Here is a 16,832-nt window from a genome sequence, read left to right as displayed (position 1 = left end):
TGACGAGTTCGGTGTTAAAAAGCGATTTTATGGTGTTAACCTGAATCATCCATCTACTCTAATAGTGGCGGATTTATTTTAAAGGAATAGTGTTTTGGGTTGAAAATATGTAAGAGACGGAGGGAGTATTTTAAATCGACCAACCCTATCATTATTGACAGGTAATTAAGTGTTAATGAATAATATTCATTGCGGAAAGTTGCCCCTAATTGTTTAGAGGCAATTGAATTATTTAGCGGTTAAAAATAACTTAAGCGAAAGATTTTTCGTTTCATTATGGAAAGCATAATCCAATTCGGTTAAGTGTTTGGTAAAGGTATTGTGGCTGGCTTTGTCAATTTCAAAGGCAGCTAACACCCGACCATAATCGTTGCCGTGGCTACGATAATGGAACATTGAGATATTCCAGTTAGTCCCTAATGTTTGTAAAAACTTAAGAAGTGCACCTTGTGATTCGGGGAATTCAAAGCTGTAGACTTGTTCTTCAATTGGTTGGCAAGGTTTACCACCAATCATATAACGCACATGCAGCTTGGCCATTTCGTCATCAGTTAAGTCGATAACATCATAACCGGCAGCGGTAAGTTCTTGCATGATTTCTTCTTTTTCATTGCTCTTGGCAATTTTAACGCCAACAAACACACAAGCTGATTTGTCGTCGTGGTAACGGTAGTTAAATTCGGTTACAGCGCGACCACCGAGCAACTGGCAGAACTTGAGAAAACTGCCTTTCTGTTCTGGAATGGTGACGGCTAAGAGCACCTCGCGTTTTTCACCCAATTCACAACGTTCTGATATATAACGCAAATTATGGAAGTTTAAGTTAGCGCCAGATAGAATGTGGGCTAAGTTTTCGCCACTAATATTGTGTTGTTCAACATATTTTTTCATTCCCGCTAAGGCCACGGCACCTGAAGGTTCGGCAATAGCGCGGACATCGTCAAATAGATCTTTAACGGCGGCGCAGATTTCGTCACTATCTACCGTGATAATGTCGTCGATATATTGTTGACAAAGCCTAAATGTTTCATCACCAATACGTTTTACTGCCACGCCTTCGGCAAATAAACCGACTCGTTCTAAATCAACTGGGTGTCCAGCCACTAATGCCGCTTTCAGGCAGGCTGCTTCTTCTGGTTCAACTGCAATCACCTTGATTGATGGCATGATTTGTTTGATTAATACGGCAACGCCCGCGGCAAGTCCACCACCACCGACAGGCACAAAGATGCGATCAAGTTTGGCATTTTGTTGCAGTAGTTCCATAGCGATACTGCCTTGTCCCGCGATAACTAATGGGTGATCGAAAGGTGGAATAAAGACGCGGTTTTGTTGTTTGGCTAGTTCCATCGCTTTGGCTTTAGCTTCGTCGAAGTTGGCGCCATAAAGTAGAACTTCACCACCGAAACCTTTTACCGCTTCGACTTTGATGTCGGCAGTATTTAATGGCATGACAATTAGCGATTTAATACCTAATTTTGTTGCTGAAAATGCGACACCTTGGGCATGGTTTCCTGCTGATGCAGCAATGACACCACATTGGCGTTCTTCCGGCGTAAGGCTAGCAATCATTGCTTGTGCGCCACGGATTTTGAAACTGTGAACGAGTTGACGATCTTCTCGCTTAACAAACACTTGGTTTTTTAGCCGAGATGAGGTTTTCTCCATATGTTCTAGTGGTGTCACTTGCGCGACATCATATACAGCGCTGCGTAGACTAGCTTTTAAATAGTCAGCGCCGGTTAGTTTGTTATTATTCACATTAACCACCTAATTTACTTTTATCACGTACCGCACCTTTGTCGGCACTGGTTGCTAAGCTTGCATAAGCTTTTAGGGCATATGAGACATAACGGTCACGTTTATGCGGCGTAAAGGCTTTATCACCTCGGGTTAGTTCTGCCACGCGGCGACGTTCTAATTCATCCTCTGGTACCATGATGTTTAGTTTTCGATTTGGGATGTCGATATCAACAATATCACCATCACGAACTAAACCAATCACGCCACCGTTAGCGGCTTCTGGCGAGATGTGACCAATGGATAAGCCTGATGAACCACCAGAGAATCGACCATCGGTAATTAATGCACAAGCTTTGCCAAGTCCCATTGATTTTAGATAGCTTGTTGGATAAAGCATTTCTTGCATGCCAGGGCCACCCTTTGGTCCTTCATAGATGATAACCACCACATCACCTTCAACTACTTTACCGCCTAAGATTGCATCAACAGCATCTTCTTGGCTTTCATAGACTTTGGCTGGACCGCGGAAGACCAAATTTTCAGCGGCAACGCCAGCCGTTTTTACAATAGCACCATCCTCAGCAACGTTACCGTATAAGGTTGCTAATCCCCCATCTTGGCTATAAGCATGAGCTTTGTCGCGGATACAGCCGTTTTGTCGATCATCATCTAGCGTATCCCAATAGCAATCTTGTGAGAAAGCTTTCGTTGTGCGAATACCTGCTGGGCCACTGCGATACATTTTTTTGACGGTTTCATCAGTGGTTTGGGTGATGTCATATTTGGCAAAAGTTTCTTGTAAGTTAAGACCAAGCACGTTATGGACGTTGCGATTAAGCAATCCTGCCTTGTCTAACTCTGACAAAATCGATACTACACCACCTGCGCGGTGTACATCTTCCATATGGTAAATAGCGGTACTGGGAGCCACCTTACATAGGTGAGGGACTTTGCGAGATAGTCGGTCAATATCAGACATGGTAAAGTCGATTTCACCTTCCTGAGCAGTGGCAAGTAAGTGTAATACCGTGTTGGTTGAACCGCCCATGGCAATATCAAGCGACATGGCATTTTCATAGGCCGCTTTGGTTGCGATAGAACGCGGTAAGTAGGATTCGTCATCCTGTTCGTAATAGCGTTTGGTAATTTCAACAATGCGTTTAGCGGCATTTAAAAAGAGTTGTTCACGCTGTTTGTGAGTCGCAATAAGTGAACCATTACCCGGCAAGGATAAACCTAATGCTTCAGTTAAACAGTTCATTGAATTAGCGGTAAACATGCCCGAGCATGATCCACAGGTTGGGCAAGCAGATTGTTCAATTGCGTCACTATCGGCATCGCTAACATTTGGATTGGCACTTTGGATCATGGCATCAACTAGGTCAAGTTTTATGATTTGATCGGATAGTTTGGTTTTGCCAGCTTCCATTGGTCCACCTGATACAAACACAGTAGGAATATTTAAGCGCAGTGAGGCCATCAACATGCCAGGGGTAATTTTGTCACAGTTAGAAATGCAGATCATAGCGTCGGCACAGTGGGCATTAACCATGTATTCTACTGAGTCGGCGATAAGCTCTCGAGATGGTAGTGAGTAAAGCATACCGCCATGTCCCATGGCGATACCATCATCTACAGCAATGGTATTAAATTCTTTGGCAATACCACCGCATGCTTCAATTTCTTTCGCTACCAGTTGACCAATATCTTTTAAGTGAACATGGCCCGGTACAAATTGGGTGAATGAATTAACCACCGCAATGATGGGTTTACCAAAGTCTTCGTTTTTTACGCCTGTTGCACGCCATAAGGCGCGGGCACCCGCCATGTTGCGACCTTCAACCGAGGTTGCTGAACGATATCTAGGCATTTATTGCTCCCAAGTTTTTTAATGCAAGCGACCGATTTCTTTCGGTACCTATTTGAGTTTTCGATGAATAATAAATCATAAAATAATTACAACACCGCCGATTAGGTCAGCGGTGTTTGATTTACTTATTTAACTGGATCTAACCAACCGTATTTATCTTCAGTTTTACCATTAAACAATCCGAAGAATGTTTGTTGGATTTTTTTGGTTATTGGACCACAACGACCAATACCAACTTGAATACGGTCAACACTACGTACTGGTGTGATTTCGGCAGCGGTACCTGTCATAAACACTTCGTCAGCAAGGTATAGTGATTCACGAGAAAGTGTTTGTTCACGTACTTCAATGCCTAAATCATGTGCAAGAGTGATGATAGCATCACGAGTGATCCCTGGTAGTGCTGATGATGATAGTAATGGAGTAAATAATATGCCGTCTTTAACGATAAATAGGTTTTCACCTGAACCTTCAGAAAGCTGACCGTTAACGTCTAAGGCAATCCCTTCTTGAAAGCCATTAGCACGTGCTTCTGATCCAATGAGTAGTGATGACAGATAGTTGCCACCGGCTTTAGCTGCCGCAGGAATAGTGTTAGGAGCAAAACGGTTCCATGATGATACCATAGCGTCAATACCTTGTTCTAAGGCATCTTCACCAAGGTAGGCTCCCCAAGGGAATGCGGCAATCATAACATCGGTTTGGTAACCAGCTGGTGGAATAACGCCCATGCCAACATCGCCAATAAAAACTAATGGACGAATGTAGGCGCTTTTCAAGTTATTTTTTTTGATTACTTGGCGAGTTGCTTCCATGATCTCTTCAAGAGAATAAGGGACAGGAAAACGATAAATTTTGGCTGAGTTTAATAGGCGTTGGGCGTGTTCTTTATGACGAAAAATGGCTGGTCCCTTGTGCGTTTCGTAACAACGAACACCTTCGAATACTGAAGTTCCATAATGTAGTGCATGTGACATAACGTGAATTTTTGCATTTGCCCATGGAATCATTTCGCCATTTAGCCAAATATAATCAGATTTTGCTGTAGTACCCATTTTTTGTTTTCCTCTTAATTTTAACTTTGTTAAGCATGTGTTTTGCTTTTATTAATCTAATGTAAAGTATTATACATTACTTTACTGTTTGTTTAACTGTTAATATTGTTACTTTTTTAATTTAACTTGTTGTTTCACCAAGGAATATAGTTACACTTTATTCTAGCGTTATTACATCTTCCAATTTGGTTATTTGGTTTTGTAATGACGATAACGTACGTTCGGTAGTTAATGTTAGTGTTAAGGTGAACAACTGACTATCAATTGATTGCATCTGCATTTGTTCAATGTGACCACCGCGATGGCGAACAACGCGCAAAATGCGTTCAAGAGCCCCCAATCTATCATTGGCGGTTATGGTAAATTGATGTGTCGCTTTTTGATTCATCACTTACTCCTTGTTACTTTTATCTAACATGTTTTCGTTAGCGGCACCCGGTGGAACAAGTGGCCATACGTTTTCAAGCTCATCAATACAAACGTGCAGTAGATAAGCGCCAGATGAATTAAATAGATTATCGAGTGCTGGCTCGATCTCTGATTTTTTGCTGATGGTTTGCCCTGAAATATCAAATGCTTTGGCTAGCATTAAAAAGTCTGGGTTATCCGATAAGTTAGTTTCGCTATATCTTTCATTAAAAAATAGCTCTTGCCATTGCCTTACCATTCCTAGGCGTTGGTTGTCAATGAGGACAATTTTGACCGGTAGTTTTTTACGCTTAATGGTAGTTAGTTCTTGTACGTTCATCATGAACGATCCATCACCTGATACGCAAATTACCATGTCATTGGGTCTTGACATTTGGGCGCCAACAGCAGCCGGTAAACCAAAGCCCATAGTTCCAAGCCCACTTGAAGTAATAAAGTTCTGTGGATGGGTAAATGACATGTGCTGTGCTGTCCACATTTGGTGTTGACCCACATCGGTGGTGATGACAGTGTTAGCCGGTTTACGCTCAGAAATGCGCTTTAGTAGTGCCGGTGCGTAAATGGCGTCACCAGGATGATCATAACGCGTTGGATGTTGGGCTTTAAGTTGATTTATTTTGTTATGCCAGTCAGCAATCGATACGGTTTGATTTAACATAGGTAAAACGTGTTTTATGTCACCTTGTAGACCCAAGTGAGTTTGGCGTAATTTATTGATTTCAGACTGATCAATATCAACATGGATAACTTTCGCATGTTTAGCAAATTCGTTAAGCTTGCCGGTTACACGGTCGTCAAATCTTACTCCTAAGGCAATGAGTAAGTCACACTCTTGCACGGCTAAGTTGGCCGCTTTGGCGCCATGCATACCGATGAGCCCTAAATAGTATGGGTTGTTTAAGTCAGCAACACCAAGTCCTTTCAAGGTTGAAACGCTAGGAATTTGGGTTAGCGCCATAAACTCACGGAGTTCGTTGATTGCTCCAGAAAGCCCAACACCGCCACCAATATAAAGTATCGGTTTTTTAGCTAAGCTTATCATTTGTTTGGCTTGTTCTATCTCGTCAAGTGAGATTGGATATAGTTGAGCGTTATCAGAAGGTGTTTTTATTGTTGATGGCGTTAAATAGGTTTGGTAATTATGGTCGGCAAGCTGGATATCTTTCGGGATGTCGATTAATATTGGTCCCGGTCTGCCAGAATTAGCTAAATTGAAAGCCTCTTGTAATGTATTTGGCAACTGGGTGGCATCATTAATTAAATAGCTATGCTTAGTGCATGCTAAGGATAATCCTAAAACATCAACTTCTTGAAAGGCATCTGTGCCAATAAGTGTAGTTGGAACTTGTCCGGTAAGAGCGATAACGGGTACGGAATCAATTAATGCATCAGCAAGACCGGTGATGATATTGGTAGCACCGGGTCCTGATGTGGCAATACACACGCCGATTTTACCTGTGGCACGGGCATAACCAATGGCCGCCATTGCCGCGCCTTGTTCATGACGACAGAGTACGTGTTCAATTCCGCCATCATAAAGGGCATCGTATAGAGGCATAATTTGACCACCAGGATATCCAAAAACGGTGGTAATGCCTTTTTCTTTTAAGGTTTTTACTATCCACTGTGTTCCTAACATTCATTCCTCACTTTTTACTTTTGCTCATGCATTGTTAATGTCAAAATCGTTCATAAAAAAACCCCCGCTTTTTTGGAGCGGGGGTTTTGAAATATGATGACCATATATTTAACTCAAAAGACGCCCCCGCGCAGGAATAATGACCACGCTGACAATAATGTTAATGAGGACGACGATGAGTGAAAAATTCATAATGTTTTTGTAATTTTTTTGTCAATTTCGAAAAATATTTATCCAAAATACTCGTTTTAAAAAAAAGTGCAACTATTTTTTGTGGTTTTTTTTAAGCATCTTATTTTTATCTCTGTAAAAAAGTTGAGGAACGGGGTTCTTGAGGGATTAAAAATGATTATTTTGGCTTTTTGAAGAAGGTTAGTGTATAAATATCACTCATCAACCCTGAAAATAAATCAACATTATTTAATAGCCTATTGATAATTATTATTTATTACCTAATAAGAGATATCATTATGAAAATAATTAAACTATTTGCTTTTTTTGTGGTGAGTTTTTTCGTATTAAGCTGTGATAATGCCAAAAAAAATACCGCAGTTGAAGATGATTCACTCAACTCGGTACAAAATTCGATGATTGAACCAATGAAAAAGGTTTTACCGATTGATGTTGATGAGTTAACTACTTTGGTTGGTGTTGAGAAGGATAAAGATCGAAATATTATCAATTATCAATATGATGTTAAAAATACGCCAGAGCATACATTGTTGTTACCAAGTACCCTCGATACAATTCGCCAAGCACTTTTTAATGCTTATTGCCAAAATACTGAGGAGATGCAACAGTTGAAAACGGCGTTCCCAGATGGAGCAAATTACCATTATTTTATTAATAATAAAGAGATTGTTGTGGTTGAATTAACACCAGCGGATTGTCGTATTAAATAACTATCTGTGATTGACAATCATAATAATTGATAAAATGATCACTTATCACAATAGTTATAAGATATAGGCTAACTAAGGATTAGGAATGCAGAAGATTATTTGTTTTATTATGTTGGTCATGCTCCAATTTGGTTGTGATAATTCACCGCTAGAAAAAAATAAAATTGATAGGCTTGTCGAGAATATTGGAGCTGAAAAAACAGAAAAGTTACTTCAACTTATCAATCAAGCTGATGATGAAAAATTTAATACTTCAAAGAATAATAAACCTTATGATTTAGATGATGAAAAAAAAACTGTCATCAGTATACTTAAGCAAATATTACCTATTAAATTTAATGATAACCTAATTTGGTTTGATATTGAGGCGAATGGTAATGCCCTTGTTTATAAAACGGAAGTGAAAGGAATAACTAAAGAGGATTTACTGGCAAGTGAAAATATAAAAAATATTGGTAAAGCTATTACTGAAATTTATTGCCAAGATAATGTTCAAATGAAAAACGTGAAGAAATATTTTAGTGAGGGTGTCGAATTTATGTTTTACGTCGAAGGCCAAAAGCTTTTGATTCTCAAGAGTCCTGCTGATTGCAAAATTAACAGATAGTTATTATTAAGCTAGCATTGCTAGCTTAATATCTATTTATTTGCTACACTACTTTTGATATTAAATTTTCAACCATTATGGTTTTAGCATTTGTTATATCTGTCCTCGCTAAGCCATTCAAGGAAGTTTCTGTTTTCTCAGTTGTCAATGATTTTAATTTTTTAAAAGTGATATAATTAATTGAATTAATTAAATATTTTAAAGGTATAAAATATACTCGACAATAGGATTTTGTGATTATTAATTGATTTTATTTAAGTTATATTGAATTTGTTTTCAAATGCATGTTTAACTTAGGAGAAAATTATGAGTAAGCAAACCTATAATCCCACAACTAAATATCATCATGACAAGTTTCCTAAACAAAAACAAAATCCTCCTGGTTTACAATATGAGATGAAACCCGTACCAGATTGTGGCGAAAAGAGTTATCAAGGTCATCAACGTTTAGAAGGTCGAAAAATGTTGGTTACAGGAGGTGATTCTGGTATAGGTCGTGCAGCGGCTATTGCTTATGCTAAAGAGGGGGCAGATGTTGCAATTAACTATTTACCCGCAGAACAAAAAGATGCTGAAGATGTAGCTAAAGTGATTGAGTCAGTAGGACGAAAGGCGGTGTTGATCCCTGGTGATTTGAGTTCTGAGCCATTTTGTAAAAAATTAATCGAGGAAGCCCATAAAAAATTAGGTGGACTTGATAATCTAACCTTAGTAGCTGGTAAGCAAACCGCAGTAGAAGATATTATGCAATTGACTACGGAACAAATCATCAAAACCTTTGAAATCAATGTGTTTTCGCTATTTTGGGTAACTAAAGCGGCATTGGGTTATTTAAAACCTGGTTCGACAATTATTACCACTTCTTCGGTGCAAGCTTATCAACCAAGTGGTAACTTATTGGATTATGCTTCAACTAAAACAGCTATTATCGCGTTCACACGTGGTTTAGCGGCACAATTAGGTAGTAAGGGTATTCGTGTTAACTGTGTGGCACCAGGTCCAGTTTGGACGCCATTACAAATTTGTGGTGGTCAACCAAGTGAAGTGATCCCAGAGTTTGGTAAACAAACACCGTTAAAACGTGCTGGACAACCGGTGGAACTAGCTGGTGTGTATGTGCATTTAGCATCAGAAGAATCAAGTTATACTACTGCTGAAGTGTATGGCGTCACTGGTGGTATGCACATTAATTAATCTGGATTAAAAATGAATTGACAAGGGCTTTTATAAGCCCTTTTTTATCGATAATTAGATTAGGTTAGTTGCTTTTATCTTGCTAAAATATAAATGTGCTTTTTAGTTTAATACTTTACAATTTTATTGGTTTTTAAGTTAATTGGCTTGTTAATAAATTTTATGAAAAGGGATTAGTATGAAAGGGTTAAAAATTTCAACGTTAGTATTAATGGGTGCAGCTTTATTTGGCTGTGATAATTCAAAAGGTAAAACAGAAACTGAGTCTTCAACATCCTCTTCTCAGGCTACTCAAGCTTCAGATGCTACAGCCACTAGCCGACCAGATTTGAGTAAAACTCAAGATATGTTTATCAATGAAGTTAAAAGCCAATTGCCGAAAAAAGTTGATGCAACTTCCACTGTGGTTGATATTCATAAAGAGGGAGATGCTATTATCTATAAATATGTGATGGATGTCTCTAAGGATGAGATGGATGTTGATGTAAGTAAACAGATGACTGGAAATGCGCTTAAACAATTATATTGTTTAAAAAATAATGATTTATTGGATAGATTCAAAGTTGCTTTTCCAGCCGGTGCGGTCCACAGTTATTATATTGGAGAAGAGATGATTTTTAGTATTCCATTAAAACCATCTGATTGTAATGAATAATTAATCTGTGACAAATTAAAAAATGAAACAGGGCAATTAGCCCTGTTTTTTTATAGTTATTCTAGTGCTTTGCCTTTAGTTTCTGGAATTAAGAATATAAAGGCTGCTGCGGATAGTAGGTATGCTCCTGATAGTAATGCTAATGCATAGCTGATGGAGTAGATGGTTGCTAAATAAGCAATCAACACTTGAGATATACCAGCAATTCCACGACCAACGTTAAAGATGATATTTTCAGCGCTTGAGCGTGCATCGGTGGTGTAGTGTTCAGCCAATAATGCGCCATATCCACCCATCATACCATTAACAAAGAAGCCAATTACTGAGCCAAATAAAATTAAAATAGCGACCTCTTTTTGTTGGAAATAGAACCATATTGAAACCGCTGAGACTAATAAAAATACGATGTAAGAAGGACGGCGGCCGAATTTGTCACATAACCAACCAAAAATCAAGATTCCTAATGACATGCCAATAGTGGTTGAGATAGTCCAAAACATGGTATTTTTAAAAGGTAGATGATATTCAGAGGCAATCATATTTGGCATCCAAACCATTATGCCATAAAAGCCAAAATTCTGTACTGCACAGGCAATGGTTAGGCCGATAGTGGTTGCAGTGATTCTAGGATTTTTAAAGAGTTTGCTAATAGCGATGTTATTTTGATTTTGGTCTTTTAGATTCTGCCAAATTTCCGGTTCTTTCAGTCCTTTACGTGTCCATGCCACAAATAACGCGGGTAATACGCCCATGGCAAACGCCCAACGCCATCCGTGTACTTCGCCAATAAAATTAACCGTTAATGCCGCAAGGATAATACCAACTTGGAAGCCGAGTGCCACAATTGAGGTTGCTCGTGATCGTTTATGTTTAGGCCAGCTTTCCGATACTAACGTCATGCCGATACCAAATTCACCACCAAGGCCAAGTCCACTTAGAAAACGAAAGATAAGGAAGCATTCATAATTGGGTGAAATAGCACAAAAACCCGTGAATAATGAGAAGATTAAAATTGTCCATGAAAATACTCTAACTCGCCCATATTTATCGGCAAGGATACCAAAAAATATTCCACCTAATACTGCACCTAACAATGTGACTGAAGTTAAAGTGCCAAGATCGGCTTTGGTTAGGTTAAAACTGGTGGCAATTAGACTGAAACAGACACCTAAAATCATCATATCTAAGCCATCTAATGCATAACCTACCGTTGATGCAAATAAGGTACGTTTTTGGTAGGGAGTGGTTAGTTCATTTTGCTTGGTCACGTCAATGTTCATGTTTACCTCAAGTCATTTAAAGTGGATCAGCTTTTCTTATTTAACAACTTTCTTCATATTGTTAAATTAAGGGGGAGTTTAGAGCGGGGGCAAGTATATACTTAAAAGTGAGAAAAATCCAAATGAAAAGGCAAAATTGGTAAGTTTTATTTGATTTTTTGTCGATTTGGCAAAATTATTCGGTTAATCTTGTTAAATATCTCATTTTTGAGACAAATTAACCGATAATTCTGCCATATCGTGACAATTTACCCTCGAATTTTTACTCAATAGTCTTGGTGTAAAATGTTATTCTTCGTCAAAATACCAATAGCCCAGATTAACGAATTCTAGCATGACGTTTAGGGTTTGTTGATCTTGCAATTGTTCGTAGTAAAGTACTTCCGATTCGCATAAAAGATCGATGGTTTCCATTGGTAATGGTATTTTATTACCATTGATGTATGCTGTGTCGTCTATTTTTACAATACGTATGCTTGGCACACGATATAGTTCAGCTCCGGACTGCAAAATTTCTTCAAATTCATCTAAGTCATAAGCAGGATCGACAGGGATGATGTTGAGTTCATGCATCGGCATGGTGATATGTTTACCAAACCAATCATTGAATAAGGCAGGGTTTTTAATGAGGTCGATCATTTGCCCTTTTAGTTTTTCAAGTTCGTATGGTTGGATTCGATACGGGTCGTTAGGTAACTTTAAGTCAGGATCTTGATAGAAGATGCCATTGGGTAAGTTATCAATCACATAATCAGCAAAGCCACTAAGCAGTTCTTGTGATGTTTGGGTTCTAAAACCAACAGAATAACTAAGCGATTCACCAATTGATACCCCATTATGCGGGAAGCCGATTGGAATATATAAAATATCACCAGCGGTGATTTCCTCATCAATAATTGGCTGATAATCTTCTACATGCAGTAGCGCTTTGTGGGCACTAAACTGTTTGTAATTAGGATTACGATCGCCAACTTGCCATCGACGACAACCTTTGCCTTGGATAATAAAAACATCATAATTATCAATATGTGGCCCAACGCCGGCACCCTGAGTAGCGTAGGAGATCATAAGGTCTTCAAATTGCCATTGAGGGATACATTTAAATGGTTCCACTAATGTTGCCGCTTGTTCATGCCAATGGTCAACAGCTTGTACAAGAAGGCTCCAATTTTCCTCACCTAGATGGTTGTAATCAATAAAGGGTCCGTAGTTAGCATCCCATACCCCATTTTTGTTGGTGACGATTCGGCTTTCAATTTCTTCTTCCATAGCAAGACCTGCCAGTTCTTCAGGGGAGATAGGGTCGATAAAATTGCTAAAAGCGTCGCGTAAAATGACAGGTTTTTTTTGCCAATAATTGGTTAAAAAATCATCCCAATCGATGGTTAATTTGTTACTCATTAAATGCCCCTTGTAAATTAAATAATTGACAAAAGTTGGTTGTAGTATGTTGTGCAATGGTATCCAAAGATACGCCTTTTAATGTGGCTAAGTAGTTGGCCACTTCGCGAACATAAGCTGGTTGGTTTTCTTTTCCTCGATAAGGGACTGGCGCTAAATAAGGCGAGTCAGTTTCAATCAGCATACGATCTAAAGGGACATATCTGGCTACTTCACGTAAAGATTCCGCATTTTTGAAGGTGATAATGCCTGAAAATGAAATATAAAAACCGATATCTAATAATGCTTTGGCCGTATCAATGTCTTCCGTAAAGCAATGTAATACGCCGGAATAAGCCTGCTCTTCTTTTAAAAGTTTAAGTGTATCTTCTTTGGCGTTTCGGGTGTGAACAATGATCGGTTTTTTTAATTGTTTGCCTAATTTTATATGTTCGATAAAGTTGGCTTGTTGTAACTCAATGTTGTCTTGTTGATAATAATAATCAAGACCGGTTTCACCAAGCGCTACAACATTGTCTTCTTGAGCAAGGCGAACAAAACGGTTGGCATCATAAGGTTCATCATCCAAATTAAGTGGATGGATCCCACAAGAAAATGAGCACTGTTTTTTATATGGTGTTAGCATTGTTTTCATCGACTCATAATCTGACAATGTAGTGGCAACACTAAGACAATGCTTTACATCGTTGTGTAGTGCTTGTTGTAGAACGCTATCAAGCGTTTTATTCGTATAGTCCAAACTGTTTAAATGACAGTGTGAATCAATTAGAAACATGTTTAACTCTTTTTAATTATTTCAATGATGTTCGAAATCTCGAACTGGTTTTATGGTTGACCATGAGCGACAACCCGGACATAACCAGTAGAGGGTATTAACCGTAAATCCGCATTTTTGGCAACGGTAATTGGGAACAGATTTTATCTGTTCACCAACCATATTGCGAAGTAATAATAAACTTTCTTTGGCTTTTCCCTGTTCGGCATCGGCAACATGGTAATCCATTAAGCGATAAAACCCTTTTAAATTAGGGTGTTTTAGTAATTCACGATAAAGATAATATTGCGCCGCATCAAGTCCGTTATCTTTTTCAACCATATCGGCAAGCATCAGTTCGGCAACATTTCCGGTGTCTTGTTGGACACAAATTTCGAGGAATTGCTTAAATCGTTGTGGCTGGTTGAGTTTTGCATAACAGGCTTTTAACAGTGGTAATGCTTCACCAATAAAGGCTTTGTCTTGGTTTAATATTTTTTCAAAACATTCAATTGCTTGTTCACATTTATCTTGTGACATAAGTACTCGTCCCAGCATTAGCGATGTTCGAGCACAGTTACTATCAGCAGCTGCAGATTTTTTTAATAAATTATAAGCTTGATCTAAATCATTATTGCTAATAGCAATGACAGCAAGTTCACAATAAAATTGGGCAATCTCAATTTTATAGTTAACTTTGCCAAGTTTGACCAATCTGGTCGCAGCATTAATCGCATTGTTCCATTCACTGGTTGATTGATAGATGATTATCAGCTGTTGTAAGGCATATTGTTGAAAGTCTTCTTCGTCGATTAACTGTAAAAACATCTCTTCTGCACGGTCATAAAATCCTGCAGACATGTAATCTCTGCCAAGTTGTTGAATGGCTAAAAGTCGTTGTTCAAAGGTCAATGATGGACTTTCCATTAATGCTTGGTGAATACGTATTGCGCGGTCAACTTCACCGCGTGAACGGAACAGATTGCCTAGAGTTAAATGCGCTTCTAGTGTACCGTCATCTTCTTTAAGCATATCAAGGAATAGATCAACAGCTTTATCTTTTTGGTTAGACAAAAGAAAATTCAGACCATCTACATATTCCCGAGATAGTCGGTTCGATTGATTTAAATATTTTTGTTTGGCATTTCTATCTCCCATGTACCAACCATATGCGGCTGCTATCGGGAGTAACAGAAATAACAATTCAAACATAATTACCTATTTTTAATTGGTATTGGTTAAATTTGTTTTTTGATGATTAGCGATATCTTCATCATATTTTTTTTGTAATTTATCTAGTTTTCGTTTAGTTGAAGAGTGTTTGAATTTTGACTTTAAAAAATAAATTCCGGTTAATACCCAACCAACTAAAAAGCCTGAACCAAATAAAATAGCAAGTAATACCGACAATTTAACCTCGGTTTTAGCAATTAAATAGTTAAATGTAACTATTTGATTATTAGCTGAGCCTATTGTCATCGATATGGCTAATAAGAGAACTATCAAAAAAATTGATATGACTAATTTCATAATTTAAACCTTATTATTTTATTCAAAATGTCTTGCTAACCAAAAACTTTTTTTATAAAACTCATCGTTTATAAAATTATCTGACTACTATATGCCATTTTTTAGCATAAAAACAGCAGATTAATGAAATTCCCCACGCTAGCACTATTCCAAGTATTAAATCATAGGCTGTGTGCATACCTAGTAATAATCTACTGGTTTCAATAAATAACGACCAAATAACCATAGTTACAGTAATAATCAAATGTCGTTTAAAGCCAAATAATGCTATTGCTAAAAAAGCCCAAGTGGTTGCAAATAATGTATGTCCAGAAGGAAAAGCGTAACCCGTTTCGTTTTGCCAATGGTGAGCCAACCAAGTTGGAATAGTGTTTGAATTAGCAAGTAATTGTTCAATAGTGGCTTTTCGTTCAGCTCTTGTTTGGCAATAAAATTGTTTATCATTAAAATGATATTCTTTAGCCAGCCATAAAACGTATGGTCTTGATTCAGCTGTTTGTTGTTTGATAAGGCTTTTAATAATCTGTCCTCCTAACATTGCACTGACTAAAATTAACAATAATAATGAGATTGTTTTTTTTGTTTTATTGGCTAATAGTAAACAAAATAATACAAACAACAAACCTGATGTGATGATTGCCCAAGGAAAGCTAGCTGTTTCGGTTAACCAAAAAAAATATTCAGATGTACTATTTATTGATGTCGGCTGCCACTGCCAATTTACGGCTGTTACAGATAACGGTATAATTAGGAATATTATTAATACCGCTATTGTTTTTTTTATTACTAACCCCATTTAGAAACTCAATTAAGCGTAAAATTTGACTTATTTTAACATGGAAGCACGATTTATTTTTATAAAATCTTCCTCGTTATTACTAAATTTGGAGATAATAATGCAATTAAAACGTGTTGCACAAGCCAAACTGCCAACACCATGGGGATGTTTTACTATTGTTGGTTTTGAAGAAATTGCAACAGGTAAGGATCATGTGGCATTAGTGTTTGGAGATGTCAATGATCAAACATCAATTTTGACCCGTGTACATTCAGAATGTTTAACTGGTGATGCGTTATTTAGTTTGCGTTGTGATTGTGGTTTCCAATTAGAAGCCGCATTAAAGCAAATAGCCAAAGAAGGAAAAGGGATTTTAATTTATCATCGTCAAGAAGGACGTAATATTGGATTATTAAATAAGATCAGAGCTTATGCCCTTCAAGATCAAGGTTTAGATACAGTTGAAGCCAATGAACAACTAGGTTTTGCTCCTGATGAGCGTGATTTTACTTTATGTGCTGATATGTTGACGTTACTAGGGGTTTCGCAAATTCGTTTATTAACTAATAACCCTGAAAAGATAAAAGTACTTGAGCAAGCAGGTATTAAAGTTATGGAGCGCGTTCCTTTAGAAGTCGGTGAGAATGCCAATAATGAGCACTATTTAGCAACTAAAGCAAATAAATTAGGGCATTTATTGCATTTGCATTCTGGTAATCACTAGTTTTTTTGATTGGCACGATTTAAATTATTCAACCTCAATAGTTAATATTGAGGTTGGTTTTTATATGTTTATTTAATTAATCTTTATCGCAACGAAGCACACCACCATTGGCAATTTGATCTTTAGAGACTTCGTGCATGATAATTTGTACCGCTTCTGGCTTGCAGTTAAGTGTTTCGACAATTGCTGCGGTTACTCGTTTAGCCATTTCACGTTTTTGTTCAATGGTACGTCCTTCTAAGAAGTCGATAACTACATTTGGCATAAATAT

General features: G+C 37.9%; 17 protein-coding genes. 5 read left to right on the top strand and 12 right to left on the bottom strand.

Going from position 1 to position 16,832, the window contains the following annotated elements; translation table 11 throughout:
* Positions 1-228: 228 nt before the first annotated feature.
* The 5 genes from ilvA to ilvG form a co-directional block, all read right to left on the bottom strand.
* Positions 229-1,761: a threonine ammonia-lyase, biosynthetic gene (gene ilvA / locus DKK79_RS09730; RefSeq protein ID WP_258363444.1), complete on the bottom strand. Its 1,533-nt coding sequence runs from the start codon at positions 1,759-1,761 to the stop codon at positions 229-231.
* 1 nt (position 1,762) lies between these two features.
* A complete protein-coding gene (gene ilvD / locus DKK79_RS09725) occupies positions 1,763-3,613 on the bottom strand; it encodes a dihydroxy-acid dehydratase (protein ID WP_034884375.1) in 1,851 nt (616 codons plus the stop codon).
* A gap of 125 nt (positions 3,614-3,738) precedes the next feature.
* Entirely contained in the window at positions 3,739-4,668 is a 930-nt protein-coding gene (locus tag DKK79_RS09720; RefSeq protein ID WP_110423894.1) for a branched-chain amino acid transaminase, read from the bottom strand.
* A gap of 157 nt (positions 4,669-4,825) precedes the next feature.
* Positions 4,826-5,056: an acetolactate synthase 2 small subunit gene (gene ilvM, locus DKK79_RS09715; RefSeq protein WP_110423893.1), complete on the bottom strand. Its 231-nt coding sequence runs from the start codon at positions 5,054-5,056 to the stop codon at positions 4,826-4,828.
* A gap of 3 nt (positions 5,057-5,059) precedes the next feature.
* Complete coding sequence (gene ilvG / locus DKK79_RS09710) at positions 5,060-6,736, bottom strand: acetolactate synthase 2 catalytic subunit (protein ID WP_110423892.1); 1,677 nt, start codon at positions 6,734-6,736, stop codon at positions 5,060-5,062.
* Between the two features lie 470 nt (positions 6,737-7,206).
* Here ilvG and DKK79_RS09705 point away from each other — a divergent pair, with 470 nt between their 5' ends.
* The 4 genes from DKK79_RS09705 (at position 7,207) to DKK79_RS09690 (ending at position 10,094) form a co-directional block, all read left to right on the top strand.
* Positions 7,207-7,638 carry a hypothetical protein gene (locus DKK79_RS09705; RefSeq protein WP_110423891.1) on the top strand — a complete coding sequence of 144 codons (432 nt, stop codon included), beginning with the start codon at positions 7,207-7,209 and terminating at the stop codon, positions 7,636-7,638.
* A gap of 85 nt (positions 7,639-7,723) precedes the next feature.
* Positions 7,724-8,245, top strand: a complete 522-nt coding sequence (locus tag DKK79_RS09700) for a hypothetical protein (RefSeq protein WP_110423890.1) — start codon at positions 7,724-7,726, stop codon at positions 8,243-8,245.
* Positions 8,246-8,551: 306 nt separating this feature from the next.
* On the top strand, positions 8,552-9,439 hold the full coding sequence (locus DKK79_RS09695; protein ID WP_110423889.1) for an SDR family oxidoreductase: 888 nt from the start codon (positions 8,552-8,554) through the stop codon (positions 9,437-9,439).
* A 178-nt stretch (positions 9,440-9,617) separates the two neighbouring features.
* Entirely contained in the window at positions 9,618-10,094 is a 477-nt protein-coding gene (locus DKK79_RS09690) for a hypothetical protein (protein WP_110423888.1), read from the top strand.
* A 56-nt stretch (positions 10,095-10,150) separates the two neighbouring features.
* On the opposite strand, the gene DKK79_RS09685 is transcribed toward DKK79_RS09690, so the two are convergent.
* The 6 genes from DKK79_RS09685 to DKK79_RS09660 all read right to left on the bottom strand — a co-directional run bounded on the left by DKK79_RS09685 (position 10,151) and on the right by DKK79_RS09660 (position 15,855).
* The gene (locus DKK79_RS09685) at positions 10,151-11,374 is read right to left on the bottom strand and encodes an MFS transporter (RefSeq protein WP_110423887.1); all 1,224 of its coding nucleotides are present in this window, start codon (positions 11,372-11,374) and stop codon (positions 10,151-10,153) included.
* A 288-nt stretch (positions 11,375-11,662) separates the two neighbouring features.
* On the bottom strand, positions 11,663-12,775 hold the full coding sequence (locus DKK79_RS09680; protein ID WP_110423886.1) for a ribosomal protein uL16 3-hydroxylase: 1,113 nt from the start codon (positions 12,773-12,775) through the stop codon (positions 11,663-11,665).
* Positions 12,768-13,550 (bottom strand): YchF/TatD family DNA exonuclease, encoded by a 783-nt coding sequence (locus DKK79_RS09675; protein ID WP_110423885.1) that lies wholly within the window; start codon positions 13,548-13,550, stop codon positions 12,768-12,770. The genes DKK79_RS09680 and DKK79_RS09675 overlap by 8 nt, the downstream gene beginning before the upstream one ends.
* Before the next feature lie 21 nt (positions 13,551-13,571).
* Positions 13,572-14,741: a lipopolysaccharide assembly protein LapB gene (gene lapB / locus DKK79_RS09670; RefSeq protein WP_110423884.1), complete on the bottom strand. Its 1,170-nt coding sequence runs from the start codon at positions 14,739-14,741 to the stop codon at positions 13,572-13,574.
* Between the two features lie 12 nt (positions 14,742-14,753).
* A complete protein-coding gene (locus DKK79_RS09665; protein WP_110423883.1) occupies positions 14,754-15,059 on the bottom strand; it encodes a LapA family protein in 306 nt (101 codons plus the stop codon).
* A 76-nt stretch (positions 15,060-15,135) separates the two neighbouring features.
* Entirely contained in the window at positions 15,136-15,855 is a 720-nt protein-coding gene (locus tag DKK79_RS09660; RefSeq protein WP_110423882.1) for a phosphatase PAP2 family protein, read from the bottom strand.
* 100 nt (positions 15,856-15,955) lie between these two features.
* On the opposite strand from DKK79_RS09660, the gene ribA reads away from it, so the two are divergent.
* On the top strand, positions 15,956-16,561 hold the full coding sequence (ribA, locus tag DKK79_RS09655) for a GTP cyclohydrolase II (RefSeq protein WP_110423881.1): 606 nt from the start codon (positions 15,956-15,958) through the stop codon (positions 16,559-16,561).
* Positions 16,562-16,637: 76 nt separating this feature from the next.
* On the opposite strand, the gene DKK79_RS09650 is transcribed toward ribA, so the two are convergent.
* Positions 16,638-16,826 (bottom strand): 2-hydroxymuconate tautomerase, encoded by a 189-nt coding sequence (locus DKK79_RS09650; RefSeq protein ID WP_034884944.1) that lies wholly within the window; start codon positions 16,824-16,826, stop codon positions 16,638-16,640.
* Positions 16,827-16,832 lie beyond the last annotated feature (6 nt).

Source organism: Gilliamella apicola (assembly GCF_003202915.1).
GTDB classification, from domain to species: Bacteria; Pseudomonadota; Gammaproteobacteria; order Enterobacterales; family Orbaceae; genus Gilliamella; species Gilliamella apicola_Q.
This window is presented reverse-complemented; position numbering and strand designations above follow the sequence as displayed.